Genomic DNA, 25,112 nt, shown 5'->3' with positions numbered 1-25,112 from the left:
GCCGGGAAGCCAGGGCTCCCCGGCAATTGCAAAGCCTATTCCGCGGCCACGCCCATGCGCATGCGTTCCATCTCGATCAGCGCGCGTCGGTATTCGACCGGCATGATCTTGCGGAATTTCGGCCGGAATGTCGTCCAGTCGTCGAGGATCTCGCGGCCGCGCACCGAACCCGTATAGTGCACATGGTTCGAGATCAGCTGGTAGAGCCGCTCCTCGTCATGGCTGGTCATGTCGCCCGACACGTCGACCCGACCCTTGTGGTCAAGGTCGCCGCCATGGTGCAGCAGCCTTTCCATCAGATCGTCTTCTTCCGGAACCGGCTCCAGCTCGACCATAGCCATGTTGCAGCGCTCGGCGAAATCGCCGGCTTCGTCGAGCACATAGGCGACGCCGCCCGACATGCCGGCGGCGAAATTGCGGCCGGTCTGGCCGATGACGACGACGATGCCGCCGGTCATGTATTCGCAGCCATGGTCGCCGACGCCTTCGACGACCGCCGCCACGCCTGAATTGCGCACCGCGAAGCGCTCGCCGGCGACGCCGGCGAAATAGGCCTCGCCCTCGGTCGCGCCATAGAGCACCGTGTTGCCGACGATGATGGAGTCGGCCGCGACGATCTTGGCCTCTTCAGGCGGCCGGATGATGATGCGCCCGCCCGACAGGCCCTTGCCGACATAGTCGTTGGCGGCGCCGACAAGCTCGAACGAGATGCCGCGCGCCAGGAAGGCGCCGAACGACTGGCCGGCGGTGCCAGTCAGCTTCACCTGGATCGTGTCTTCGCGCAGGCCCTTGTGCTTGAAGCGCTTGGCCACTTCGCCCGACAGCATCGCGCCCGTCGAACGGTCGACATTGCGGATGTCCACCTCGATCTTGACCGGTTGCTTGCTCTCGAGCGCGGGCTTCGCCAGTTCGATCAGCTTGCGGTCGAGCACATCGTCGATCGGATGCTTCTGCCGTTCCGTCCAGTGCACCGATTCGTGCGGCGCATCGGGCTTGTAGAACATCTTCGAGAAATCGAGGCCCTGCGCCTTCCAGTGATGGATCAGCTCGCGCTTTTCCAGAAGGTCGGTGTCGCCGATGATCTGGTCGATATGGGTGAAGCCCATTTCGGCGAGCAGCCCCCTCACCTCTTCCGCCACGTAGAAGAAGAAGTTGATGACGTGCTCGGGCGTGCCCTTGAAGCGCTTGCGCAGCACCGGGTCCTGCGTCGCGACGCCGACCGGGCAGGTATTGAGATGGCACTTGCGCATCATGATGCAGCCGGCCGCGATCAGCGGCGCGGTGGAGAAGCCGAACTCGTCAGCGCCGAGCAGCGCGCCGATGATGACGTCGCGGCCCGTGCGCAAGCCGCCGTCGACCTGCAGCGCCACGCGTGAACGCAGGCCGTTCAGCACCAGGGTCTGGTGCGTCTCGGCCAGGCCCATTTCCCACGGGCTGCCGGCGTGCTTCAGCGAGGTCAGCGGCGAAGCGCCGGTGCCGCCATCATAGCCGGAGATGGTGATGTGGTCGGCGCGCGCCTTGGCGACGCCGGCCGCAACCGTGCCGACGCCGACTTCCGACACCAGCTTGACCGACACGTCGGCCGCCGGATTGACGTTCTTCAAATCGTAGATCAGCTGCGCCAGATCCTCGATCGAGTAGATGTCGTGATGCGGCGGCGGCGAGATCAGGCCGACGCCTGGCGTCGAGTGCCGGACCTTGGCGATGGTGGCATCGACCTTGTGGCCGGGCAGTTGCCCGCCCTCGCCGGGCTTGGCGCCCTGTGCGACCTTGATCTGCATGACATCGGAATTGACGAGATATTCGGCGGTCACGCCGAAACGACCCGAGGCGACCTGCTTGATCGCCGAACGTTCCGGGTTCTTGCCGCCGCCGGGCAGCGGCAGGTAACGGTCGGCCTCTTCGCCGCCCTCGCCGGTGTTCGACTTGCCGCCGATGGCGTTCATGGCACGCGCCAGCGTGGTGTGCGCTTCCCGCGAGATCGAGCCGAACGACATGGCGCCGGTCGAGAAGCGCTTGACGATCTCGGCGGCCGGCATGACGTCGTCGAGCGCGACCTTCTTGCGGCCGACCTCTTCGGCCATCTTGATCTTGAACAGGCCACGAATGGCCTGGGCACGCGCCGTCTCGCTGTCGATCTGCGCGGAGTAATCCTTGAACGTATCCCACGAGCCCTGGCGCACGGCATGCTGCAAGGTGGCGACCGCGTCGGGCGACCACATATGCGCCTCGCCGCGCATACGGAACAGATATTCACCACCGACATCCAGGCTGCTGCGCAGCACCGGGTCGTTGCCGAAACCGTCGGTGTGACGGCTGACGGTTTCGCCTGCGACCTCGTCCAGCCCGACGCCTTCGATCAGCGTCGCTGTACCTGTGAAATACTTCTCCACGAACTCGGTCTTCAGCCCGATGGCGTCGAATATCTGCGCGCCGCAATAGGACTGGTAGGTCGAGATGCCCATCTTGGACATCACCTTGAGGATGCCCTTGCCGATCGACTTGATGTAGCGCGAGACGACTTCGTAGGCATCGACCTCTTCCGGCAGTTCGCCGCGCTTGTGCATGTCGGTGAGCGTGTCGAAGGCGAGATAGGGATTGATCGCCTCCGCGCCGTAGCCGGCGAGGCAGCAGAAATGATGCACTTCGCGCGGCTCGCCGGATTCGACGACGAGGCCGACCGACGTGCGCAGGCCCTTGCGGATCAGGTGATGATGCACGGCCGCCGTCGCCAGAAGTGCTGGAATGGCGATGCGGTCCGGTCCAAGCTGGCGATCGGACAGGATGATGATGTTGTAGCCACCGGCGACCGCTGCTTCCGCCCGCTCGCACAGGCGGTCGATGGCCCCCTGCATGCCGGCTGCGCCCTCGCTCGAGGCGTAGGTGATGTCGATCGTCTTGGTGTCGAAGCGATCTTCGGTGTGGCCGATGGAGCGGATCTTTTCGAGATCGCCATTGGTCAGGATCGGCTGGCGCACCTCGAGCCGCTTGCGGCGCGAATTGCCGACAAGGTCGAAGATGTTGGGCCGCGGTCCGATGAAGGACACCAGGCTCATCACCAGCTCCTCGCGGATCGGGTCGATCGGCGGATTGGTGACCTGGGCGAAGTTCTGCTTGAAATAGGTGTAGAGCAGCTTCGACCTGTCCGACATCGCCGAGATCGGGGTATCCGTGCCCATCGATCCCACGGCTTCCTGGCCGGTGGTCGCCATCGGCGACATCAACAGCTTGGTGTCTTCCTGGGTGTAGCCGAACGCCTGCTGGCGGTCGAGCAAGCTGACGTCCCTGCGCAATGCGCGCGGTTCGACCGGCTTCAGATCCTCCAGTATAAGCTGCGTGTTGGCGAGCCATGTCTTGTAGGGATGCCTGGTCGCGATTTCCGACTTGATCTCCTCGTCGGGGACGATGCGGCCCTTGGCTAGGTCGATCAGTAGCATGCGACCGGGTTGCAGCCGCCACTTCTTGACGATCCTCTCCTCCGGCACCGGCAGCACGCCGGCCTCCGAGGCCATGATGACGCGGTCATCGTCGGTGACGATGTAACGCGCCGGGCGCAGTCCGTTGCGGTCGAGCGTGGCGCCGATCTGGCGGCCATCAGTGAAGACGACCGCCGCCGGTCCGTCCCACGGCTCCATCAACGCGGCATGGTATTCGTAGAAGGCCTTGCGGTCGGCATCCATGAGCTTGTTGCCGGCCCAGGCTTCCGGGATCAGCATCATCATGGCGTGGCTGAGGCTGTAGCCGCCCTGGAACAGGAACTCGAGCGCATTGTCGAAGCACGCCGTGTCGGACTGGCCTTCGTAGGAGATCGGCCAGAGCTTCGAGATGTTGTTGCCGAACAGTTCGGAATCGACGGACGCCTGGCGCGCCGCCATCCAGTTGTTGTTGCCGCGCACGGTGTTGATCTCGCCATTATGCGCGACCATGCGGTAGGGATGCGCCAGCTTCCACGACGGGAAGGTGTTGGTCGAGAAGCGCTGGTGGACGAGGATCAGCGCGGTGTCGAAGCGCGGATCAGTCAGGTCCTTGTAATAGGCGCCGACCTGATAGGCCAGGAACATGCCCTTGTAGACGATGGTGCGCGCCGACAGCGACACGCAATAGGCGCCGATGTCCTTGTTGTCGTTCTCCGCATAGATGCGGCCCGAGACGACCTTGCGCAGCAGATAGAGCCTGGCCTCGTATTCCTCGTCGTCGGGGATATCGGCCGTGCGGCCGATGAAGACCTGGCGATGGAACGGCTCGGACGCCACGATGTCAGGCGCCCTCGACAGCGACGAATTGTCGACCGGCACGTCGCGAAAGCCGATGAGCGGAAGCCCTTCGGACTGCGCGGACTCGGCGATGATCTCCTCGATATGGGCGCGAAGGCCGGCGTCCTGCGGCATGAACCAGTGCCCGACGCCATACTGGCCCGCCGGCGGCAGTTCGATGCCCTGGGCCGCCATCTCCTCGCGGAAGAAAAGATCGGGAATCTGCACCAGCACGCCGGCGCCGTCGCCGACCAGCGGATCGGCACCGACGGCGCCGCGATGCGTCAGGTTCTCGAGCACGGCAAGGCCGTCCTCGACGATCTGGTGCGACTTCACGCCCTTCATGTTGACGATGAAGCCGACGCCACATGCGTCATGCTCGTTGCGCGGATCGTAAAGTCCTTGCGCGGCAAAGCCGTTGGTGGTTCGGCCAGTATTGGTCAGGGCCGTATTTTTGACGGTAGCCGCTTTCGTCTGCGCGGCCTGGCCGTTCGTCGCAGAGAGCGTCATGTCCGTCATTGTCCTGTCCTCCATTTCCAGCCCTTCGGGCGCTGGTCTGCCCCGGCAAGCACTTGGCTCACCCTGATCCTTGCGGCACGTCTTGCGAAATCCTTGCCGAACCAGACGGTTTTCCGCATGGTTCGCGTTCATACAGGCCAGTCTCGGCCGTCCACCAGTCGCTCGCGGCAACAGCCGGAGAGGCCCAAATGATACGCCAATCCAGCCTGTTTTGTGCGACAAAATAAGACAGCACTACTGTCCTAAATTTTTATGACAGAAATCCCGGGAGCACACAAGACCGATTCACAAAAAACTTGGGCTTTCGGCGACAGAAAATTACGTGAAGTGGAGAATAAACGTAAGCTTAAGTCGCCAACCGTCGCTCTGACGTGTTCACTGGCTTTACCTGTTTTCCGGCCTCTGGCTCTTGCGATCGGCCCGCAAAACCGGTCAAGCTCACGCCGATTTCCCCAACATAGGCAGATGCATGTTTTTCGCTTCCGACAATTGGGCAGGCGCCCATCCCAATATTGCCGCTGGCCTGTCGGCCAATGCCGGCGGCTTTTCAACCGCCTATGGCGACGGCACCCTCGACCAGGCCGTTTACCAGCGTTTCAGCGAGATCTTCGAACGCGAGGTCGCGGTGTTCTTCGTGGCGACCGGCACCGCCGCCAATTCGCTGTCGCTGGCGACCTACAACAAGCCGGGCGGCATCTCCTTCGCCCATCGCGAATCGCACGTGATCGAGGACGAATGCGGCGCGCCGGAATATTTCAGCGGCGGCTCGCGCCTCCATGCGATCGACGGCGCGCTGGGCAAGATCGACCCGCACAATCTGGAAAGGGTCATCGGCCGTTTCGCGCCCGAGATCGTCCATTGGGGACGGCCGATGGCTGTCTCGATCACCCAGTCGACCGAAGTCGGCACCGTGTATGGGCTGGATGACATTGATGCCATCGCATCGATCGCCAGGCATCACAAGCTACCGCTGCACATGGACGGCGCGCGTTTCGCCAACGCTCTGGTCGCACTCGAAACAACGCCGGCGGAAATGACATGGAAGCGCGGTGTCGACATTGTCTCCTTCGGCGGCACCAAGAACGGCTGCTGGTGCGCCGAAGCCATCGTGCTGTTCGATCTCGACCGCGCCAAGGAACTGGCTTTCCTGCGTAAACGTGCCGCGCAGCTATTCTCCAAGTCGCGCTTCATTGCCGCGCAGTTCGAGGCCTATTTCAAGGACGACCTGTGGCTGGACACGGCCCGTCACGCCAACGCGATGGCAGCGCGCTTGGCAGCGGCGATCGAGGATTCCGCCTCGGCGCAACTGGCCTGGCTGCCGCAGGCCAACGAAGTCTTCGCGGTGATGAAAAAGGCCGAGGCTGAGCGGCTGATGGCCGCCGGCGCCGCCTTCTATGACTGGCACAGGCCGCATGGTTTCGATGGCCATATCGGCGAGGACGAGGCGCTCTACCGTTTCGTCACCAGTTTTGCGACGACGGATGAAAGCATCGCCCAGTTCGAGGCATTGCTGCGGGCGGGATCGGAAGAGTGAGTGTTCTCATATCGAGCATCACGCGCTAGCCGACAAACGGCCGCACCAGGAGCTCAAGCCCAAGCAGGATCAGGAACACCAGGAACCAGCGGCGGAAGGTTTCCGGGCTGATCCGCTGCCGCAGAAGCTGGCCCAGCCACATGCCGAGCAAAGCCGGTGCCACTGCCAGCGACGACAGGGCGATACGCTCGATCTGGAAGGCGCCATTCGACGCAAGACCGGCGGCGAGCGCGATGGTGGACACGGTGAAGGAGAGGCCCAACGCCTGGATCAGGTCATCCCTGCCCAGGCCCAGCGCCTGGATATAGGGAACGGCCGGGACGACGAAGACCCCGGTGCCGCCCGTGACAAGCCCCGTGAGCAGCCCGACGACGGGCGAAGCCCAGCGCTCGGCGGCTGCCGGAATGCTCAATTGCCGGGCCAGCAAGGTGTAGACGGCATAGACGATCAGGGCGGCGCCAAGGCCGGCGGTCGTCCATTTGACGTTGTCGCTGGCCAGCAGCCGTGACCCGGCTAGCGTACCGATCAGGATGGCGATCATCATCAGCCACAACCGACGCAGGATCGGCGCGAAACTCGGTCCGGCGAACAACTGCCAGATGTTGGTGACGAAGGATGGCACGACCAGCAGCGAGGCGGCGGCGACCGGCGGCATGATGGTGCCCAAGAGGCCCATTGCCAGCGTCGGCAAGCCCATGCCGGTGACACCCTTGACGATGCCGGCGAGCAAAAAAGTGATGGCCACGGTGCCCGTCAGCGTCCAGGAAAAATCAGACATCGCCGCCCTTCACCCGTTTCGCAGATGACCAGCATGAAGCGGCGCTGCCTACCCCCAAAGGGCCAGTGCGGCTGGTCCCGGGTGGCCAGGGTATCGGCACAACAAAAAGGCGGCGCCTTTCGGCGCCGCCTCGTCTCGGGAGGAGACGGTTATTGTGATGCGGACCTCGCGATTACGCGGCGGTCTTGGCCTCGATCTGCTTGGCTTTCTCCGAAGACGCCGTGATGGCGATCTTGCGGGGCTTCAGCTCCTCGGGGATGTTGCGCTTGAGGTCGACGAACAGCAGGCCGTTCTTCAGCGAAGCGCCGACGACGTCAACGTGATCGGCAAGCTGGAAGCGGCGCTCGAAGGCCCTGGAGGCAATGCCGCGATAGAGCAGTTCGGAGCCTTCGCCGGTGCCTTCATCCTTGCGCTCACCCTTGACGGTCAGCACGTTACGATGGGCCTCGATCGAGATCTCGTCGTCCGAGAAGCCGGCGACAGCCATCGAAATCCGGTAGGAATCCTCACCGGTACGCTCGATGTTGTAGGGCGGATAGGTCTGGGCGCCGCCATCCGGCTGCGCAAGCGAGTCGAGCATGGTGAAAAGGCGGTCGAAGCCGACGGTCGAACGATAAAGCGGGGAAAAATCAACGTGACGCATAGGGTGTTCTCCTGTTGAGCAACATGGTTTGCGTATGGCCGGTGCGAAACCCTTGAGCGGCGTTTCGGATGGACCAGCGGACCCGACATTGGCGACCGCATCCAACATTTGGGGAGCGGCCGAAAGCATTTCAAGATTTTGTGTTCCGGCGAAATGACAGGTCGGCCTCTGTCTCGATGAACGCCAGATGAACCGGGGCTTCGGCGCCCGTTCAGACTGGCGGCGCTAGAGTACACCCAAGTTCAAGGAACAGGCGGCGCGCCCTACAAGGCGCCGCGACGAGGCCGAACCGGGTGTAACGTCCCTTCCTCCCGGATCGACAGAGGCCGGAAGCACGCCGATGGCGGCTTCCGGCCTTGTTCGTTGCCTCGGCCTGCGCGCGGCCCTGCCCACCTGGAAATCCTTTGCTTTTGGCGCGTTGGCGTCTATCACCATGCCAACGCCTCGCAGGGTCAGGCTCGACACAAAACAACGAAGCCCGAATGACGGACCTCTTCCACGAAATTCCAGGCAACCCGACGCCGGAAAATGCCGCCGGCGGCTTCTTCACCACGCGCGACGGCAAGAAGATCCGCTATGGCCTCTTCCCCGCTACGGGCCGCCCGATGAGGGGCACCGTAGTGGTCCTGACCGGCCGCAACGAATGTATCGAGAAATATTTCGAGACCATCCGCGACCTCGCCGAACGGGGCCTCGGCGTCGCCACTCTCGACTGGCGCGGCCAGGGCGGCTCCGACCGCATGATCCGTGACCGACAGCGCGGCTATGTCCGCAGTTTCCGCGACTACACCAGCGATCTCGAGCAGTTCTTCGAGGAGATCGTGCTGCCCGATTGCCGTGGGCCATACTACATACTGGCCCACTCCGCGGGGGCGGTCATTGCGCTGCTTGCCGCGCCATCGATGGTGAACCGGGTCCGGCGCATGGTGCTGATCGCGCCATTCCTCACCTTGCCGGATCTTCCTGTCTCCATAACCACCGTGCGCCGTGTCTGCTCATTCTTCTGCTACCTCGGGCTAGGGCGGCTCTACGCCGCATGGGGGCCGCGAAAGAGGCTGCCGCCACCCTTCGCCACCAACAAGGTGACCACCGACCCGGTGCGGTTCGCACGCAATACGCAGATATATAAAACCTACCCGCAGCTGGCGCTTGGCGGCCCAACGATCCGGTGGCTGAGGGCGGCCGCCCAAGCAGCCGAAGCCGTCAGCGATCCCGATTACATGGCTAGGATCAAGATTCCCCTGCTGATGATCGCCGCCGGGACCGACCAGGTCGTTTCGACCAAGGCCGTGGAGGCCTATGCAAGGCATTTGCGTCTCGGCTCGCTGCTGATGATCGACGGCGCACGCCACGAAATCCTGCAGGAAGCCGACATCTATCGCGAGCCCTTCCTGGCCGCCTTCGATGCCTTCATTCCCGGAACCGACGACGCGGCCTGAACATCATTCCTGGCCCGCGACCACCCGTTGCCATCCGTCTATCGGATGCGTGTTCTCCGCGACCAGATGGCACTTCTGTCTGGTCGCCTTTTGGCACGCGGCAAGAGCCTGTTTGCGCGCCTCGTCGAGGGAACGCGCACCATAGTGCCAATAGATGCCCCTGGCTTTCTCCGGCATCGCCATGGCTTTTTCGGCATCATTTTTCAGGTAGAGTTCGGCACTGGCCCGATCTGCCGGCCCAAGCCTGGAGAGGATGGGCATCAGCGCCGCGTCATCCATCGCCGGAAGACGGTTCCGTCGCAGGAACGCGTCGATTCCTGGCGTCATCAGCGGACTGGCCTTCTGCTTGAAAAGCGTGTGCCCATCCGTGCCGAACGGCGGTAGCGCGATGAAATCAGCCTGCCCGCCCCGGGAGCGGTAAGCTGCCACCATCCGCCTGGCGAGGCCTGGCCCGAAATACGGATCGTTCGCGGCGTAGAACCAGAGGGTGGGCGTGGGGTTGTCTTTGCCGAAACGCGCCATGTTTCGCATGAGGTCCGCCTCGAACAAGGCGCAGCCGGGGGTGGGGACGCCCACTCTGTCATAGTGATAGACCCCGCCGGAAATGTTGATGGCCGCCGTCAATGGCCGATCCGGGCGCGCCGACAGATCCAGGATGGACGCGCCGCCAATCGACACGCCCACGCCCAGCACGACGGATGGATCAACGTCGGGTCGTTTTTGAAGCGCTCTCAACGCTGCCGCCAACTCGTTCCCGTGCGCATCGAGAAACATGGCGACTTTGGGGGCCGAGCAGGTCCCGGCCCGGTTCATGAATTTTCCGCTGGAGTTACCGTAACCCGGCCACACGACCGACGCGGCAAGCCAGCCGCGATGCGCGAAGTCATGCGCCATATGCGCCAGCCATTCGGGATGCATTGCCGACGGAGATGCCGCCGCCGAACCATTGACGATCAGCGCAATCGGAAACTTGTTCCCGACCACGGGGCGCACAACCAGCGTTTCGAGCTTCTCGTCATGAGACCCGACGCGAACCGACAACAAAAGCTTCTCCTCGCGGACCTCGGTGTCGGCAAAACCGGGTCTCGCGAAAAGCACGAGTCCGAAGGAGAGCAGAAGAACGAGCCGGCTCAAGCGCATGACATCACTCGTACGGGCGGAATTCCCTATCGTTGACCAACTTGCCCGCCACCCGCGACCAATTCTGAAGTCCGACCATGGCATTGCCGTCGGATGACGCTATGACAGGTGACGTCCATCGCAGGCCTGGGCTCAGGTGGAAACCCAGCAGGATTCCGCTTCAGCCGCGCAGAGCCGCCATCGCCGCGGCGTGAAGCTCAGGTGTCGCCGCGGCCACGACGTCGCCGCCGTTCTCCGCTGGTCCGCCATCGAAGGTGGTGACGACGCCGCCGGCCTTTTCGATGATCGGGATCAGCGCGACGATGTCGTAGGGCTTCAGCCCGGGATCGGCGACGATGTCGACGCTTCCGGCGGCGACCATGGCGAAGGCATAGCAATCCGTGCCGTAGCGGGCGAGTTGCACCTGCTTTTCGAACGCATCGTAGCGCTTGCGCGCCTCGCCCTTGAACAGCGCCGGCGTGGTGGTGAACAGTGTCGCCTCGGCGAGCTTCGTGGTCTTGCGGGTCGATAGCTTTCGCGGTCCGCCCGGCCCCTCATAGTGGGAGCCGGAGGCGTTGGCGTAGAAGAGCTCGCCGGTGAACGGCTGCGACATCATGCCGGCAACCGCATCGCCGTCGACCGTCAGCCCGACCAGCGTTCCCCACACCGGCAGGCCGGAGATGAAGGCACGCGTGCCATCGATCGGATCGATCACCCAGACATGCCGGCTGTTGATGTTCTCGCTGCCATGTTCCTCACCGAGAATGCCATGGTCGGGATACTCAGCCGATATCAGCGCGCGGATGACCCGCTCGGCCTCGCGATCGGCTTCGGTCACCGGGTCGAAACTGCCCTTTTCCTTGTTGGCCACCGCGCCTTGGCTGCGGAAGCGCGGCAAGGTCTCGGCCGCCGCTGCTTGCGCGATGCGCCGCATGAAATCGATGCTGATATCCAACTGATTCTCCCGCGTTGCGGCATGCCCGAACCCTCGTTTGCCGCTAGTTTTCAGCCAAGACAAGGGGATCCGGAGACTTTTATGGACCTGCGGGCGTTGCACAAATGTCACGCCAGCGTCATTAACGCGCAATTTCCACATAAGAGTGAATTAAAAAGGCCTGGAGCTCGCTTGACATTTGTGCAGCGCACAATACCCTCATCCTCGGACAGGTTTTCCTGTCCATGCCCTCCTTGGGCGTTTCCTCCCTAGACTTCGACCGTATCGTGAAAACGATGCGGTCTTTTTTTACGGCGTTGCATCGAGAATATCGATATCACTCTGCGGCCAGCGGCAGGTCGACAAAACAGTGATCGGGCATCGCCATCAGATCGGCACAGAAACGTGTCAGATCATCGGCGAGCGCATCAAAACCAGCCGATTTCTGGAATGTCCGCTCATTCATGTAGAGCCCCCGATTGACCTCGATCTGCAACGCATGGAGATGGCGCGCGGGGCGGCCGTAATGCTCGGTGATGAAGCCCCCTGCATAGGGTTTGTTGTGGGCAACGGTGTAGCCCATGGCGGTGAGCAGACCGATTGCCATTTCGGTCAATGCCGCCGTGGCCGAGATGCCGAAGCGGTCGCCGATGATGAAGTCCGGCCGCAAGCCGCTGTCGCCGACCCGGATGCTCGCCGGCATCGAGTGGCAGTCGATCAGCACGGCATAGCCGAACCGGGCATGCGTTCTCGTCAGAAGCCGCTTCAGCGTCTCGTGATAGGGCTTGTAGACGGCTTCGATGCGAGCGACGGCCTCCGCCAGCGGCAAGCGGCCTGCATAGATGTCCAGCCCCTCGCCCACCAGCTTGGGCACGGTGCCGAGGCCACCGGCCACGCGTGCCGAGCGGATATTGCAGAAGGACGGCACCGGTTCGGCGAACATGCGCGGATCGAGTTCCCAGGGCTCGCGATTGACGTCGAGATAGGCGCGCGGAAAATGCGCCGCCAGCATCGGCGCGCCGAGCGCGACGGCGCCGCCGAACAATTCGTCGACATAGCAGTCCTCGGAGCGGCGGATGGCGTTGCGGTCCAGCCTTGCCATGGCCAGGAACCGCTCCGGATAGTAGCGGCCGCTATGCGGTGAATTGAAGAGGAATGGAACGCGCTGTTCGGCGCCCGATCGGACTTCGAAGGGGGCAACGACCGAAAAATCCTCGGCTGCCATGTTCACTTTGAACGAACCCCAAAACACCAGTGCATCATCCCTTGAAAGTGCCACCTTGACGGCCGCATGTCCAGCTTTTCGGCACGTGGATTGCCTGGAGACCGGCCTGTCCATCCGGCCGGCGAATTGTGCTCCGGCGCTTTCAATCCATGCACCGTGCATTCCGGCAATACGCTGGGAATTTCAGGCTGATATCCCAGCCAAATGTGGATAGCCCGCCTCGGCGTTCACTTGATGTTTACCGTCACCGCCTCATATACAGGATGGTTAACGGGCTGGCCCAACGGCAGTCTCGGGCGGGTGATTCGGACGGGATATGATGGCACGCATTCTTCTGGCGGAAGACGACGACGATATGCGTCGGTTCCTCGTCAAGGCGCTGGAGCGCGCTGGTTACCAGGTCAGCGATTTCGACAATGGCGCCAGCGCCTATGAGCGGTTGCGCGAGGAGCCTTTCTCGCTGCTGCTGACCGATATCGTCATGCCGGAAATGGACGGCATCGAACTGGCGCGCCGGGCCACGGAAATCGATCCCGACCTCAAGGTCATGTTCATCACCGGTTTCGCCGCCGTTGCGCTGAACCCGGATTCCAAGGCGCCGAAAGACGCCAAGGTGCTGTCGAAGCCGTTCCACCTGCGCGATCTCGTCAACGAGGTCGAGAAGATGCTGCACGCCGCCTGATGCACTTCCGGCCACCTTCCGGGTGGTCATCCACAATGCTGTGGCATGCGTCTTTCTTTCGCTTTTCCGGCTATTGACGCGCTGGTTCAAAAATGGTGTATGCGCGACGTCGGATGGGCGTGTAGCTCAGCGGGAGAGCACTGCATTGACATTGCAGGGGTCACAGGTTCAATCCCTGTCACGCCCACCATCCAGACCCTCCTTACCGGTAAGCATCAACTTAAAACGGCCTCAGTTGTCGAAGCTTCCATATGGTCCTGGCCAGAAAGCCGGTCTCGGGTTTTCTGCCCAACCTTATCCAGCGTTTGATTTTCCTGAACATCGGGTTTGCTGGCTGAGCTTCCACCAACCGCGCCGCCATCTCGTGCGCCTGCCTGGGCTCTCCCGATTCGCGAAGAAGATAGGCTGAACATGCCATGGCGTGGCAGTGGCCGGCTTGCGCCGCGGCGAAGAAAAGTCCGAGGTTCCTCGACATGGCGTTCTTTCCGTCCCAAACCACCTCGGCGAGAACCCGCATCGCCGGCAAGGGGATCTTGGCGCGCGCCTGAAACTGCCTGCTCATCAGCGATTTCAGCACGGCTTCACCTGAGGGAAAATCGCCCTCGCGAAAATAGGCGGCCACGATTTTCAGCACATAGATATCGTTCTCCGGATCGAGTGCGAGCGCGCGCTCCAGGATTTCCCTTGTTTGCGCAAGGCTGATTTTGTCCTCCAGGTTCAGGAAAGCGGATTGATAGCCGAAGGCGGCCTCGAGCGGATGATAGTCGCGCTCGTGGGCTTTCAATTCCTCAAGGACAATCTCCGCCGCCCTGGCCTTGCTGAACAGCGCGTCGGAATTCAGGCAAGGAATATCGCCCATGATGGATGCCACGGTCGCAAAGATGCTGCTTCCCGCATGGATCTGCTGGCAACGCGCCATCACCGCCATTTCAAAGAAATCCCTAAGCGTCCGATCCTCGAATTCGCCGACCCCCAAATCGCTGATCAGCAAGGCGCCGGTTCGCGACCTCAGATACTCCAGGGTTTCGCGGTCCTGGCCAATGAGCAGGGTGTTCAAACCCCTGGCCGAAAGCTCCGAGACGATTGCCTTGGCAAGAGTGGATGGGATCACCTTGCCAGCAAAAATCAATCCCGTCCGATAGCTGCCATGAACGATATCGCCGCTGCGAAGATGCAGCGCTGCCATCGGGCCGGGGAATCGCACCCCGCCAGCGGCGTTGATCGCGTCAGTCACGTTGCTTGAGAAACCAAAACCGCGCAGCGCCTCGGAGCGGCGAACCGTTTTCGCCCCATCCGCGCGAAATGATTTCAGGACGTCGAAATCGTCGCAGATCCAGCCTTCGAGATTCCTCTGTCGCGCGGTCGTCTCCAGACTGCGCGGCGTGAAAATCGTCTGGCCGAGAACGCCGAAACGCGAGGCGTCAACCCTTTCGCCCAGCCAATACTGCTCGATGAAGGCGTCGGAAAATATCTTCCTGACCACATCGACGATGTGAAACGTGTTGTCCTGGATGGCCCCTTCGCTCCATGTGAAGCCGAAACGGCATCCGAGCCCGTCGGCCAGCGATTTTGCATTAGCCATCGCCAGCAGGCGGCCACCCAATCCGTCGGTTCTGGTCGCGGCAATCAGCATTGGCTGGTCTCAAGCCGCCCCGAGGCGGACATCCCCTTTTTCAATGCGCTGGAGAAACCAGGCATGGGTTTGGTACCAAACGTCAGGCTTTCACCACTAGATCTGGTCCCTTCCGACCGCAAGGCGCGCCTAAAGCCACGGGCTGACGAACGGCCTGATTTCCCGCCAAGTTCGTTTAACGCCAGCTTTCGGCATATTCTGATGAATGTAGCTCTCGGATCTATGCGTAAGCCGCTTCAGGCCGTGATTGCGCATATAGGCATCGAAGCGCTTTTCGAATGGCTCGTCAGCGTAGGCTGGATACCGCTCCGACGCCTGGTTCGTCTCTCCGTAGACCGGGGCGCGAAATACAGACATCTTTCCCAAGAAGCATTGGTCGGAGAAACCGTAGCCGACGAAGAAATCGTCAATCTGCCCCTGGCTTTCCTTCTTCGCCTCCCTGAATCGATCGTTCCAACAGGGATTTGCGACAACAAGATCGGCGCTGCTTTCCATCAACGCCAGGGCGGGAACGATCCAGTGGTGGCGGCGCTTGGGAAACGAGTCGCCCATGTAGTAGAGCAGATAGGCGGCGCTGCTGGCGTAAATCGCGACGAGCTCACTGATCGAGTAGAGATAGCCGCGACCGAAGGACGCTTTGTCGATCTGGAAGAACTCCAACACGGCTGCCGCATGGTCTTCCGCAAAGAGATATTCGTCGATGTCGCCGCGATCGATCGCTGCCTTTGCGGCTGTTTCGACAACGCCGCGCTCCTTGACGTTGTTGATGATGAGGCGGCGGTTTGAAAAAGGGTAAGAGCAGCGCTCAACGATAGTGCGCAGGTACTTTTCCCCCAGCACCATCCGCCAGTCATTTTCATAGCAGTTCGTCGTGAAGTCTACAGTGAGGGCCATCTGACACATTTTCTAAAGCGCGTTTTCTCAGTGGTGGGACGAACGAATGCGCATGAGTTACCGGCGAGACTCATGACCACGGCCCGCGCAGTCCGCCAAGGCGCCATCTTGCCTTCGCCAGCCGACCGGATTCCGGCCTCTTGCCCATTGCCACCCGCCGTCTGATTTTCCTGAAGATCGGATTTCCAGGGTCCATCTTCACCAGCCTTGCTGCCATCTCCACCGCCGATGTCCTGTCATCGAACACTTCGACGAGGATATAGGCCGAGCAGGCCATCGCGTAGGGGTGGCCGGCTCTCGCGGCGGCGAGGAAAACGTCGAAGTCGTTTGCCATCGCCCGGTAGCCGCCGAGCCGGGTGGTCAGCATGTCCATCATTGGCAATGGAATACGGGAGCGTCGTCGTGACTGACCTATCATCAGCGATTTCAGGATCGCCTCGCCAGCGACATAATCCCCATCGCGAAAACAAGCCGCGGCCATTTTCAACTCATAGCCGTCGTTTTCCGGATCGAGCGCCTGAGCCTTTCCCAGAAGCTCCCGGGCCCGCGCCGGACTGATCTCGTCCTCCAGCGACTGAAAGGCCCAGCGATAGCCAAAAGCCGCCTCAAGCCGATGGTAATCGGACTGGTGCGCCTGCAATTCGTCCGTGATGATTTCCGCCGCGCGGGACCTGCTGAACAAGGCGCTGGTGCCGAGGCAAGGTTTGTCGCCCATCAGCGATGCTATCGTTGCATAGATGCTGCCGCCGGCATGGATCTGTTGACACCTTGCCATCAGCGCCATCTCAAAGAATGCATTCAGGGTCTCCTCCCTGAATTCGCCGGCCCCGAAATCGTTGGTACGCAACGCCCCGGTCTCGGCCTTGAGATAGTCGAGCGTGGCATGATCCTGGCCGACCAGCAGCGTTGTCAGCCCCCTTGATGAAAGCTCCGTTATGATCGCCTTGGCCAGGACCGAGGGGATCACCTTTTCGGCGAAAACCAGTCTTCTGCGATTTTGGCCGTAGACGATGTCGCCACTGCGAAGATGCAATGCCGCCATCGGACCGGGAAAGCGGCATTTGCCAGCCGCATCCAGCGCCCTTTCTATGGCTGGCGAGAAACCGAAAGCCCGCAGCGTTTCGGATCGTGCGACCGGTTCAGCATTGTCGTCGTGGAAAAAATCGAGGGCATCGAAGTCGTCGCAGATCCAGCCGCGCAACCGTCCCTGCCTTGCCACGGCGCCAAGGTCCGACGGCGTGAATTGCTTGCCGCCAAGAACGCCGAAACCGGACCTGCTGATCTTCTCGCCCAGCCAATGCTTCTCGATGAAGTCGGCGCTGAATATCTTCCCGACCACGTCGACGGTATGGGACCCCTCGTCGAGTATTGTCCTGCTGTTCCAGGTGAAGCCGAAACGATAGCCGAGTCTGTCGGCCAGCGCCTTTGCGTTCGCCATCGCCAGCAGGCGGCCGCCGAGCCCGTCCTTCCTGTTAGTGACGATCAACATCTTTCGTCACGCGGCCCCGAGCCGGACATCCCCTTCTTCGATGTGCTGGAGAAACCAGGCATAGGTCTCCTCCAAACCACCGCGAAGCGTGTAGCGCGGGCGCCAACCGGTCGCAAACAGCCTGGACACGTCCATCAGCTTGCGCGGCGTGCCATCGGGCTTCGTCGGGTCGAACGTGACCTCGACGTCGGCGCCGACCACGGATGCAACCGTGCGGGCGAGTTCGGCAATGGTGATATCCTCACCCGAGCCGACATTGACGTGGCTGTCACCCGCATAGTTCTTCAACAGCCAGACCAGGGCATCGGCGGCATCGTCGACATGCAGGAACTCGCGCATCGGTTTGCCCGATCCCCAGACAGCCAGCGACTTGTCGCCCCGGCGTTTGGCCTCATGCGCCTTGCGCATCAGGGCGGGCACGACATGGCTGGAATCGAGATCGAAATTGTCGCCGGGGCCGTAGAGATTGGTCGGCATCGCCGAAATATAGTCGACGCCGTACTGGCGGCGGTAGGCCTGGCACAGTTTCAGACCGGCAATCTTGGCGACCGCGTACCATTCGTTGGTGGGTTCGAGCGGGCCAGTCAGCAGCGCGTCCTCGGGAATCGGCTGGGGCGCGAATTTCGGATAGATGCAGGACGAGCCGAGAAACAGCAGCTTCCGTACATCGCTGCGGAAAGCGCTTTCGATGACATTGGTCTGCATGACCAGATTGTCCTGGAGAAAGTCGACCGGAAACCTGTCGTTTGCCAGGATGCCGCCGACCTTGGCCGCCGCCATCACCACCGCGTCCGGGCGGCGCGCCGCCATGAAACGGCGCACGCCGGCCTGATCCATGAGATCAAGCTCCGCACGCGATGCGGTCAGGACCTCGCAATCCTCGTCCGCGAGCCTGCGCACAACGGCCGAGCCGACCATGCCGCGATGACCTGCCACGAAAACACGCTTGCCGCGAAGCTCGAATGTATCGTCCATGAGCACCTCTTATACGAAACGGCCGCTATGCCATTTGCCGCCGGCGGCGCGCGCCAGATCGGCCTGCACCATTTCCGCGACCAGTTCCCTGAAGCCGACCGTATGCGTCCAGCCCAGCCTGGCCTTGGCCTTGGATGCATCGCCCAGAAGCAGGTCAACCTCGGTCGGCCGGAAATAGCGCGGGTCGATGCGCACCAGCGCGGCGCCCGAATCGGCGTCGACGCCAACCTCGTCCACGCCTTGTCCTTGCCAGCGAATGGTCCGCCCGGTCTGGGCAAAAGCCAGTTCGACAAATTCGCGCACGGAATGTGTCTCGCCTGTCGCCAGCACGAAATCGTCGGGCACGTCGTGCTGGAGGATGCGCCACATGCCCTCGACATAGTCGCGCGCATGGCCCCAGTCGCGCCTGGCGTCGATGTTGCCGAGATAGAGCGTCTCCTGCAGCCCGCGATCGATCGCGGCGACCGCCCTGGTGATCTTGCGGGTGACGAAGGTTTCGCCGCGCGTCGGGCTCTCATGGTTGAACAGGATGCCATTGGCGGCAAACATGCCGTAGGCCTCGCGATAATTCACCGTGATCCAATAGGCGTAGAGTTTTGCCGCAGCATAGGGCGAGCGCGGATGGAAGGGCGTGGTCTCGCTCTGCGGCACCTGCTGGGCCTTGCCGTAAAGTTCCGATGTCGACGCCTGATAGAAGCGCACTGATTTTTCCAGGCGAAGAATCCGGATGGCCTCCAGCAGCCTGAGCGTCCCCAGAGCATCGGAATTGCCCGTATATTCTGGCGTTTCGAAGCTTACCTGAACGTGGCTCTGGGCGCCCAGATTGTAGATTTCGCTGGGGCGCGTCTCCTGCACCAGGCGGATCAGATTGGTGGCATCCGTCAGGTCGCCATAATGCAGGAAGAAGCGAGTGTCGCGTTCATGCGGATCGACATAGATGTCGTCGACACGCTCGGTGTTGAAGGACGAAGAGCGACGCTTGATGCCATGGACGACATAGCCATTCTGCAGCAACAATTGTGCCAGATAGGCCCCGTCCTGGCCGGTCACACCGGTTATAAGCGCCACTTTATCGGTCATTGCCGAGCTTCACTCCACATTGGGTGCGTACCCAATACAGATTTGACCCGGCAAGGCAACGCGTTGCAGCGTCGCCGCACTGGCGGTCAGACGCCCGCCACCGCATAGAGGTTTTTCATCCTGGCCACCGCCAAATCCGGATCGGCCAGCAGGCCAGCCCTGTCCGCAAGCCGGAAGATATCGGCATAGTGGCGGATGCCGCGCGCTGATTGCATGCCGCCGATCATCGAAAAATGGTGCTGGTGGCCGTTCAGCCACGCCATGAAAACGATGCCGGCCTTGTAATATTCCGTCGGCGCCTCGAAGATCTTGCGCGACAGCGGCACCGTCGGCGCCATCAGCGCGTCATAGCCGGCGCGGTCACCCGCGGCCAGTTTCACCAAGGCCGCATTGGCGACCGGCGCGATGGCGTCGAAAATGCCAAGCAGGGCGTGCGAGTGTTTGCGCCCATCGCCGGCGATCAGTTCGGGATAGTTGAAATCGTCGCCGGTGAACATGACGACGCCTTCGGGCAGCCTGTTTCGCAGCGCGATCTCCTTGCCGGCATCGAGCAGCGAGATTTTTATGCCTTCGACCTTGACGGCATGGCGCTCGATGATCGCGACGACGGTGTCGAGCGCGGCGTCGAAATCATGCGAGCCCCAGTATCCCTTCAATGCCGGATCGAACATGTCGCCCAGCCAGTGCAGGATCACCTTGCCGGAAGCCTGGGACAGGATGCGGTCATAGACACGGGCGTAATCATCGGGGCCTTTGGCCACGGCCGCCAGCGCGCGGCTGGCCATCATGATCGCCTTGCCGCCCTGCCCTTCGATGAAAGCGAACTGCTCCTCATAGGCGGCGATCACGTCGTCGATCGACCTGGCGGCGCTCACCGCCAGATGATCCGTTCCGGCGCCTGAGGCAAGATCGGCACCCTCGACGGTTCGCGCCTCGGCGATCGAGCGCCGGATCAACTCCTTGGCGCTTGCCCAGTCGAAACCCATGCCGCGCTGCGAGGTGTCCATCGCCTCGGCGATGCGGAAGCCGAGCCGCCACAGATGGTGGCGAAATTCCATCGTCTTGCCCCAGTCGACAACCGGTCGCGACCACGGATCGGTCATCGCCAGCGGATCGGCGACGACATGGGCCGCGGCATAGGCGAGGCGCGAAAACCGCCCGCCGATGACAGGCTGCACCGGCTGGCCGACGAGTTGATACCGGGCGCTGCGGCCACCCTCTTCTGGCAAGGTAATATCCATCGATCTCTCCCTTCCCGGCGCCTATAAATGGAACGTTCCAATAAATCAAGAACCTTTATGATTGCAAGCCCCACTCACGCGTAATGCTGCAATGCAATACGCAACCCCTTGACGTGGGCCATGTCCAGCCAATATCGATCGATTATTCGGATTCAGAAAAAATCTCGATTGACTCGAATACCGGACGGCGTTTAGAACGTTCCAATTATTCAACAAGAAAATACGGGAGGATGCATCTGGATGGCCAGCCGGGCCAAGGCGACGATACTCGACATTGCCCGCGAAGCCGGCGTGTCCAAGTCGACGGTGTCGCTGGTGCTGCAGGGCAGCGGGCTGATCCGGCCTGAAACCGCGAGCAAGGTCCGCAAGGCGATCGAGGATGTCGGTTATGTCTACAACCGCGGCGCCGCCAATCTGCGCAAGGCTCATTCCAATGTCATCGGCATGGTCATCAACGATCTCACCAATCCTTTTTTCGCCGAACTGGCTGTCGGCATGGAGCGTGTCTTCCAGTCGGCCGGCATCGTCCCCTTCATCGCCAACACGGCGGAGAATCCGGTTCGGCAGGAAGAAGTGCTGAAATCGCTGATGGAACAGGGTGTCGCCGGCCTCATCGTCTCGCCGGCGCGCGGCACGACGCCGGGCGCCTTCCGGAAGCTGGAGATGGCGGGTGTCCCCGTCGTCTTCGCCATGCGCCGCCTGCCGGAAAGCCGTATCCCGGTGATCGCGCCGGACAATCATCGCGGCGCCTACCTTGCCGCCGCCCATCTGATCGGCAAGGGCCATCGCCGGCTGGCCTTCTTCGGCGGCTCATCCGATCTGGTCGTCTATCACGAAAGGCTGGGCGGCTTTCGCGAAGCCTGCGAGACCTTGGGTATCGCGGCAGGTGACACGCTTGTCGTCGAAGGTGAGACCAGCCGACGGGGCGGCATCGCCTGCCTGGAAACGGCGTTGTCGGTGACCGAGCCGCCAACCGCGGCCCTGTGCTTCAACGACGCTGTCGCCTTCGGCGTCATGCTGGCGTTGCGCAAGCGCGGACTTGAGCCCGGCGCGGATTTCGCGGTCGTCGGCTTCGACGACGTGGTCGAGGCCGAACATTACATGCCGGCGCTGACCAGCGTCTCGGTGGATACGGCGGGCCTCGGCGAACGCGCCGCCCATGTCATGCTGAAGATGATTCAATCCCGCACCACGCGCGCCGAGGACCATATCGGCGCGGTCAACCTAGTGGTCAGGGAAAGCTGCGGCCCCAATCGGCCTGCGGGAATGGGGAATGCGGCATGACCGTGAGATGGGGCCTGATCGGCGCGAGCACGATCGCAAGACAGTTCATGATCGACGCCATCCGCGCGCAAGCCGACGGCGAGATTTCGGCCGTGATGAGCTCCAGCCCGGAACGCGCCACGGCCTACGCCAGGGAGAACGGCATTCCGCTCGCCGTCTCGACACTGGACGGGCTGATCGGCACGGATATCGACGCCGTCTACATTTCGACCACCAACGAATTGCATCTCGAACAGGCGCTCGCCGCGATCAAGGCGGGAAAGCATGTGCTGTGCGAAAAGCCGCTGGCACTGACCGGCGCCGATGCGCGCAAGATGGTCGCTGCCGCCAAGGCAGCCGGCGTCGTGCTCGGCACCAACCACCATCTGCGCAATGCCGGCGCGCACCGCGCCATGCGCGAGGCGATCGCCGTAGGCCGGATCGGCAAGCCGATCGCAGCGCGCGTGTTCCATTCCGTCTATCTGCCAGAAAACCTGCAGGGCTGGCGCATCACCAGGCCCGAAGCCGGCGGCGGCGTGGTGCTCGACATCACCGTGCATGATGCCGACACGCTGCGCTTCGTGCTCGGCGACGATCCCGTCGAGATTTCGGCGTTTGCGCAAACGGCCGGCATGGCCGGCGGCGGACTGGAGGACGGCGCCATGTGCATCTGGCGCTTCAAATCGGGCGTCATCGCCCAGTCGCATGAGGGCTTCACCACCAAATTCGCCGATACCGGCTTCGAGGTGCATGGCTCGGAAGGATCGCTGATCGCCAAAAATGTGATGACGCAGAAGCCGGTCGGTTCCGTGACCTTGCGCACCGCGAAAGGCGAAGAGGAACTGAGCTTCGATCGCGAGGACCTCTATGCACGCTCGCTGCGACAGTTCCATGCCGCCATCCGCGGCGAGGGTCAGCCTTCCGCCACGGGCGAGGATGGCGTCTGGTCCCTCACAGCAGCCGAGGCGGCATTGCAATCGGCGAGGACCGGCAAGACCGTCGAGATCAATCCGAAACTGGAGAGCGCAGCTTGAGCAAGGTCGTCTCCGCCACTGACGCAGCAGGCCTGATCAAGGACGGCATGGTCGTTTCCGTGTCCTCGTCCAGCGGCCTCGGCTGCCCGGACGCGGTTCTCGCCGCCATCGGCGAGCGCTTCGACGCGGAAGGTCATCCGAAGAACATCACCACGCTGCATCCGATCGCCGCAGGCGACATGTACGGCATCAAGGGCATCGATCATCTCGCCAAGCCCGGCCTGTTGAAGCGCACGCTGTGCGGCTCCTATCCGTCAGGCCCCTCCTCCGCCGAGCCGCCACAGATCTGGAAAATGATCGGCGACAATTCCGTGGCCGCCTACAATGTGCCGTCGGGCATCCTGTTCGACATGCACCGCGAGGCCGCCGCCAAGCGGCCGGGCGTGCTGACCAAGGTCGGCCTCGACACCTTCGCCGACCCGCGCCACCAGGGCTGCGCCATGAACGCCGCCGCCAGCGATCCCATCGTTTCCGTGCAGCAGTTCGACGGCGAGGAATGGCTCTATTTCCGCTCGATCGTGCCTGATGTCTCGATCATCCGGGCGACCACGGCCGACGAGCGCGGCAACCTGACCTATGAGCATGAGGGCGCCTATCTCGGCGGTCTCGAACAGGCGCTGGCCGCCCGCAACAATGGCGGCGTCGTCATCGCGCAGGTGAAGCGTGTCGTCGAGAACGGCACGCTGAAGCCGCACGACGTGCGCGTGCCCGGCGTTCTGGTCGACCATATCGTCGTCGCGCCCGACCAGTTGCAGACGACGCTGACGCCTTATGATCCGGCGATCTCGGGCGAGATCTTCCGGCCGCTGTCGAGCTTCCGCAACGCCGAGATGAACGTCCAGAAGGTCATCGCGCGCCGCGTCGCCATGGAGCTTCGCCAGGGCATGGCGGTCAATATCGGCTTCGGCATCTCCGCCAATGTGCCGCGCATCCTCCTGGAGGAAGGCCAGCACGGCAAGGTGACCTGGGTGATCGAACAGGGCGCCGTCGGCGGCGTGCCACTGCTCGACTTCAAATTCGGCTGCGCCTCGAATGCCGAGGCGATCATGCCCTCACCGCACCAGTTCATCTACTTCCAGGCCGGTGGCTTCGACGCCTCGCTCCTGTCCTTCCTGCAGATCGACCGCCACGGCTCGGTCAATGTGTCAAAGCTTTCGGCGCGGCCGCATGTCACCGCCGGCGCTGGCGGCTTCGTCGACATCACCGCGCGCGCCAAAAAAATCGTGTTCTCCGGCTTCTTCAATGCCGGCGCCAAGCTTTCACTGGCCAATGGCGGCATCCGCATCGACCAGGAGGGCAAGGTCAAGAAGGTGGTCGCCGAGGTCGAGCACATCTCTTTCTCGGGCAAGCGCGCGGTCGCTCAGGGCCAGGACATCACCTACATCACCGAGCGCTGCGTCATGAAGCTGACGGCAGAAGGTCTGCTGGTCACCGAACTCGCACCCGGTATCGATCTACAGCGCGATGTGCTGGCACAGTCGGAGATTCCGCTCGGCGTCGCCAAGGACCTCAAGACCACACCGGAAGCGCTCTATCGCGATGAGCTGATCGGCCTGTCGCTCAACAGCGGCGCCTCGCTTGGAGGCGCGCATGGCTGAGCGTCCCGTCACCTTCGAGATTGACGGCGCCATCGGCATCGTCACTTTGCGCCGGCCGGAAAAGTTCAACGCACTGGACATCCCGATGCTGCGCGCGCTGGAAACAGCGCTCGACGAGGCTGAGATGACGGAAGGCGTGCGCGTCGTGCTGCTCCGCGGCGAAGGCAAGGGCTTTTGCGCGGGCGGCGATGTCGAGGCCTGGGCGCAGATGAGTGCCGCCGATTTCCAGGTGCAATGGGTGCGCTACGGCCACCGTGTCTTCGACCGGCTGGCGCGGCTGCGGCAACCGACCATCGCCGTGCTGTCCGGCCATGCGCTGGGCGGCGGACTGGAACTGGCGGTCGCCTGTGATTTCCGCGTCGCCGAGGCACACATCAAATTGGGCTTCCCGGAAACCTCGATCGGTGTCGTGCCCGGCTGGTCCGGCACCCAGCGCGCGGTGCGCCGCTTCGGCGCACAGACGGTGCGGCGCATAGCGCTGGGTGGCGAGATTTTTGTCGCCCCCGAAGCGCTGGCCCTGGGCGTCGTCGACCGGGTGGTCGAAACCGGCAAGGCGCTGACCGAAGCCAAAGGCTGGGCCGAAAAAATCGCCGAGCGCGGCCCGCTGGCGACGGAAGCCGCCAAGCTGATGATCGCGGTCGCGGAAGGCGAGGAAAGTGCCGCCGCGACGGAAGCGCTGGCCAGCGGCTTCATCGCCCTGACCGGCGACCTCAAGGCCGGCGTCGGTGCTTTCAAGACCAAACAGAAACCAGCATTTTCACGATCCTGATGCATGACGC

The 25,112-nt window shown here is 62.5% G+C and carries 19 protein-coding genes and 1 tRNA gene; 8 read left to right on the top strand and 12 right to left on the bottom strand.

The window, feature by feature from the left end; translation table 11 throughout:
* Nucleotides 1-35: 35 nt before the first annotated feature.
* Nucleotides 36-4,772, bottom strand: a complete 4,737-nt coding sequence (gltB, locus tag ABVQ20_RS25880; RefSeq protein ID WP_354462498.1) for a glutamate synthase large subunit — start codon at nt 4,770-4,772, stop codon at nt 36-38.
* Between the two features lie 469 nt (nt 4,773-5,241).
* On the opposite strand from gltB, the gene ABVQ20_RS25875 reads away from it, so the two are divergent.
* Nucleotides 5,242-6,306 (top strand): threonine aldolase family protein, encoded by a 1,065-nt coding sequence (locus ABVQ20_RS25875; RefSeq protein ID WP_354462497.1) that lies wholly within the window; start codon nt 5,242-5,244, stop codon nt 6,304-6,306.
* 25 nt (nt 6,307-6,331) lie between these two features.
* On the opposite strand, the gene ABVQ20_RS25870 is transcribed toward ABVQ20_RS25875, so the two are convergent.
* Both ABVQ20_RS25870 and ABVQ20_RS25865 read right to left on the bottom strand, forming a co-directional pair.
* Nucleotides 6,332-7,084: a sulfite exporter TauE/SafE family protein gene (locus ABVQ20_RS25870; RefSeq protein ID WP_354462496.1), complete on the bottom strand. Its 753-nt coding sequence runs from the start codon at nt 7,082-7,084 to the stop codon at nt 6,332-6,334.
* A gap of 172 nt (nt 7,085-7,256) precedes the next feature.
* Entirely contained in the window at nt 7,257-7,727 is a 471-nt protein-coding gene (locus ABVQ20_RS25865; RefSeq protein WP_354462495.1) for an Hsp20 family protein, read from the bottom strand.
* A gap of 482 nt (nt 7,728-8,209) precedes the next feature.
* Here ABVQ20_RS25865 and ABVQ20_RS25860 point away from each other — a divergent pair, with 482 nt between their 5' ends.
* Nucleotides 8,210-9,166 (top strand): alpha/beta fold hydrolase, encoded by a 957-nt coding sequence (locus ABVQ20_RS25860; RefSeq protein WP_354462494.1) that lies wholly within the window; start codon nt 8,210-8,212, stop codon nt 9,164-9,166.
* 3 nt (nt 9,167-9,169) lie between these two features.
* Here ABVQ20_RS25860 and ABVQ20_RS25855 read toward each other — a convergent pair whose 3' ends face one another.
* The 3 genes from ABVQ20_RS25855 to ABVQ20_RS25845 all read right to left on the bottom strand — a co-directional run bounded on the left by ABVQ20_RS25855 (nt 9,170) and on the right by ABVQ20_RS25845 (nt 12,498).
* Nucleotides 9,170-10,306 (bottom strand): hypothetical protein, encoded by a 1,137-nt coding sequence (locus tag ABVQ20_RS25855; protein ID WP_354462493.1) that lies wholly within the window; start codon nt 10,304-10,306, stop codon nt 9,170-9,172.
* Between the two features lie 160 nt (nt 10,307-10,466).
* Complete coding sequence (gene hisN, locus ABVQ20_RS25850; RefSeq protein WP_227345393.1) at nt 10,467-11,240, bottom strand: histidinol-phosphatase; 774 nt, start codon at nt 11,238-11,240, stop codon at nt 10,467-10,469.
* Nucleotides 11,241-11,556: 316 nt separating this feature from the next.
* The gene (locus tag ABVQ20_RS25845; RefSeq protein WP_354462492.1) at nt 11,557-12,498 is read right to left on the bottom strand and encodes an N-formylglutamate amidohydrolase; all 942 of its coding nucleotides are present in this window, start codon (nt 12,496-12,498) and stop codon (nt 11,557-11,559) included.
* Between the two features lie 265 nt (nt 12,499-12,763).
* On the opposite strand from ABVQ20_RS25845, the gene cpdR reads away from it, so the two are divergent.
* Together cpdR and ABVQ20_RS25835 are read left to right on the top strand one after the other, a co-directional pair.
* On the top strand, nt 12,764-13,126 hold the full coding sequence (cpdR, locus tag ABVQ20_RS25840; protein ID WP_010911372.1) for a cell cycle two-component system response regulator CpdR: 363 nt from the start codon (nt 12,764-12,766) through the stop codon (nt 13,124-13,126).
* 115 nt (nt 13,127-13,241) lie between these two features.
* A tRNA-Val gene (locus ABVQ20_RS25835) sits at nt 13,242-13,316 on the top strand.
* 30 nt (nt 13,317-13,346) lie between these two features.
* Here the strand turns inward: ABVQ20_RS25835 and ABVQ20_RS25830 are convergent.
* From ABVQ20_RS25830 to ABVQ20_RS25805, 6 genes are all read right to left on the bottom strand, one after another.
* Complete coding sequence (locus tag ABVQ20_RS25830; RefSeq protein ID WP_354462491.1) at nt 13,347-14,759, bottom strand: hypothetical protein; 1,413 nt, start codon at nt 14,757-14,759, stop codon at nt 13,347-13,349.
* 129 nt (nt 14,760-14,888) lie between these two features.
* Nucleotides 14,889-15,653: a hypothetical protein gene (locus tag ABVQ20_RS25825; protein ID WP_354462490.1), complete on the bottom strand. Its 765-nt coding sequence runs from the start codon at nt 15,651-15,653 to the stop codon at nt 14,889-14,891.
* Nucleotides 15,654-15,723: 70 nt separating this feature from the next.
* On the bottom strand, nt 15,724-17,142 hold the full coding sequence (locus ABVQ20_RS25820) for a hypothetical protein (RefSeq protein WP_354462489.1): 1,419 nt from the start codon (nt 17,140-17,142) through the stop codon (nt 15,724-15,726).
* Nucleotides 17,143-17,148: 6 nt separating this feature from the next.
* Nucleotides 17,149-18,117, bottom strand: a complete 969-nt coding sequence (fcl, locus tag ABVQ20_RS25815; RefSeq protein WP_354462488.1) for a GDP-L-fucose synthase — start codon at nt 18,115-18,117, stop codon at nt 17,149-17,151.
* A 9-nt stretch (nt 18,118-18,126) separates the two neighbouring features.
* Nucleotides 18,127-19,197 carry a GDP-mannose 4,6-dehydratase gene (gene gmd / locus ABVQ20_RS25810; RefSeq protein ID WP_354462487.1) on the bottom strand — a complete coding sequence of 357 codons (1,071 nt, stop codon included), beginning with the start codon at nt 19,195-19,197 and terminating at the stop codon, nt 18,127-18,129.
* A gap of 86 nt (nt 19,198-19,283) precedes the next feature.
* Nucleotides 19,284-20,438, bottom strand: coding sequence for a dihydrodipicolinate synthase family protein (locus ABVQ20_RS25805; RefSeq protein WP_354462486.1), 1,155 nt, complete (start codon nt 20,436-20,438; stop codon nt 19,284-19,286).
* Between the two features lie 240 nt (nt 20,439-20,678).
* Here ABVQ20_RS25805 and ABVQ20_RS25800 point away from each other — a divergent pair, with 240 nt between their 5' ends.
* From ABVQ20_RS25800 to ABVQ20_RS25785, 4 genes are read left to right on the top strand one after another with little or no spacing between them, the layout of a single operon-like run.
* Nucleotides 20,679-21,722, top strand: coding sequence for a LacI family DNA-binding transcriptional regulator (locus ABVQ20_RS25800; RefSeq protein ID WP_354462485.1), 1,044 nt, complete (start codon nt 20,679-20,681; stop codon nt 21,720-21,722).
* Nucleotides 21,719-22,735 carry a Gfo/Idh/MocA family protein gene (locus tag ABVQ20_RS25795; protein ID WP_354462484.1) on the top strand — a complete coding sequence of 339 codons (1,017 nt, stop codon included), beginning with the start codon at nt 21,719-21,721 and terminating at the stop codon, nt 22,733-22,735. Before ABVQ20_RS25800 ends, ABVQ20_RS25795 begins: the two co-directional genes overlap by 4 nt.
* The gene (locus ABVQ20_RS25790) at nt 22,732-24,333 is read left to right on the top strand and encodes an acyl CoA:acetate/3-ketoacid CoA transferase (RefSeq protein WP_354462483.1); all 1,602 of its coding nucleotides are present in this window, start codon (nt 22,732-22,734) and stop codon (nt 24,331-24,333) included. The genes ABVQ20_RS25795 and ABVQ20_RS25790 overlap by 4 nt, the downstream gene beginning before the upstream one ends.
* The gene (locus ABVQ20_RS25785) at nt 24,326-25,102 is read left to right on the top strand and encodes an enoyl-CoA hydratase/isomerase family protein (protein WP_354462482.1); all 777 of its coding nucleotides are present in this window, start codon (nt 24,326-24,328) and stop codon (nt 25,100-25,102) included. The genes ABVQ20_RS25790 and ABVQ20_RS25785 overlap by 8 nt, the downstream gene beginning before the upstream one ends.
* Nucleotides 25,103-25,112 lie beyond the last annotated feature (10 nt).

The organism is Mesorhizobium shangrilense (genome assembly GCF_040537815.1).
GTDB classification, from domain to species: domain Bacteria; phylum Pseudomonadota; class Alphaproteobacteria; order Rhizobiales; family Rhizobiaceae; genus Mesorhizobium; species Mesorhizobium shangrilense.
Note: the sequence above shows the minus strand (reverse complement) of the source record. Positions and strands in the feature narration are given on the sequence as shown.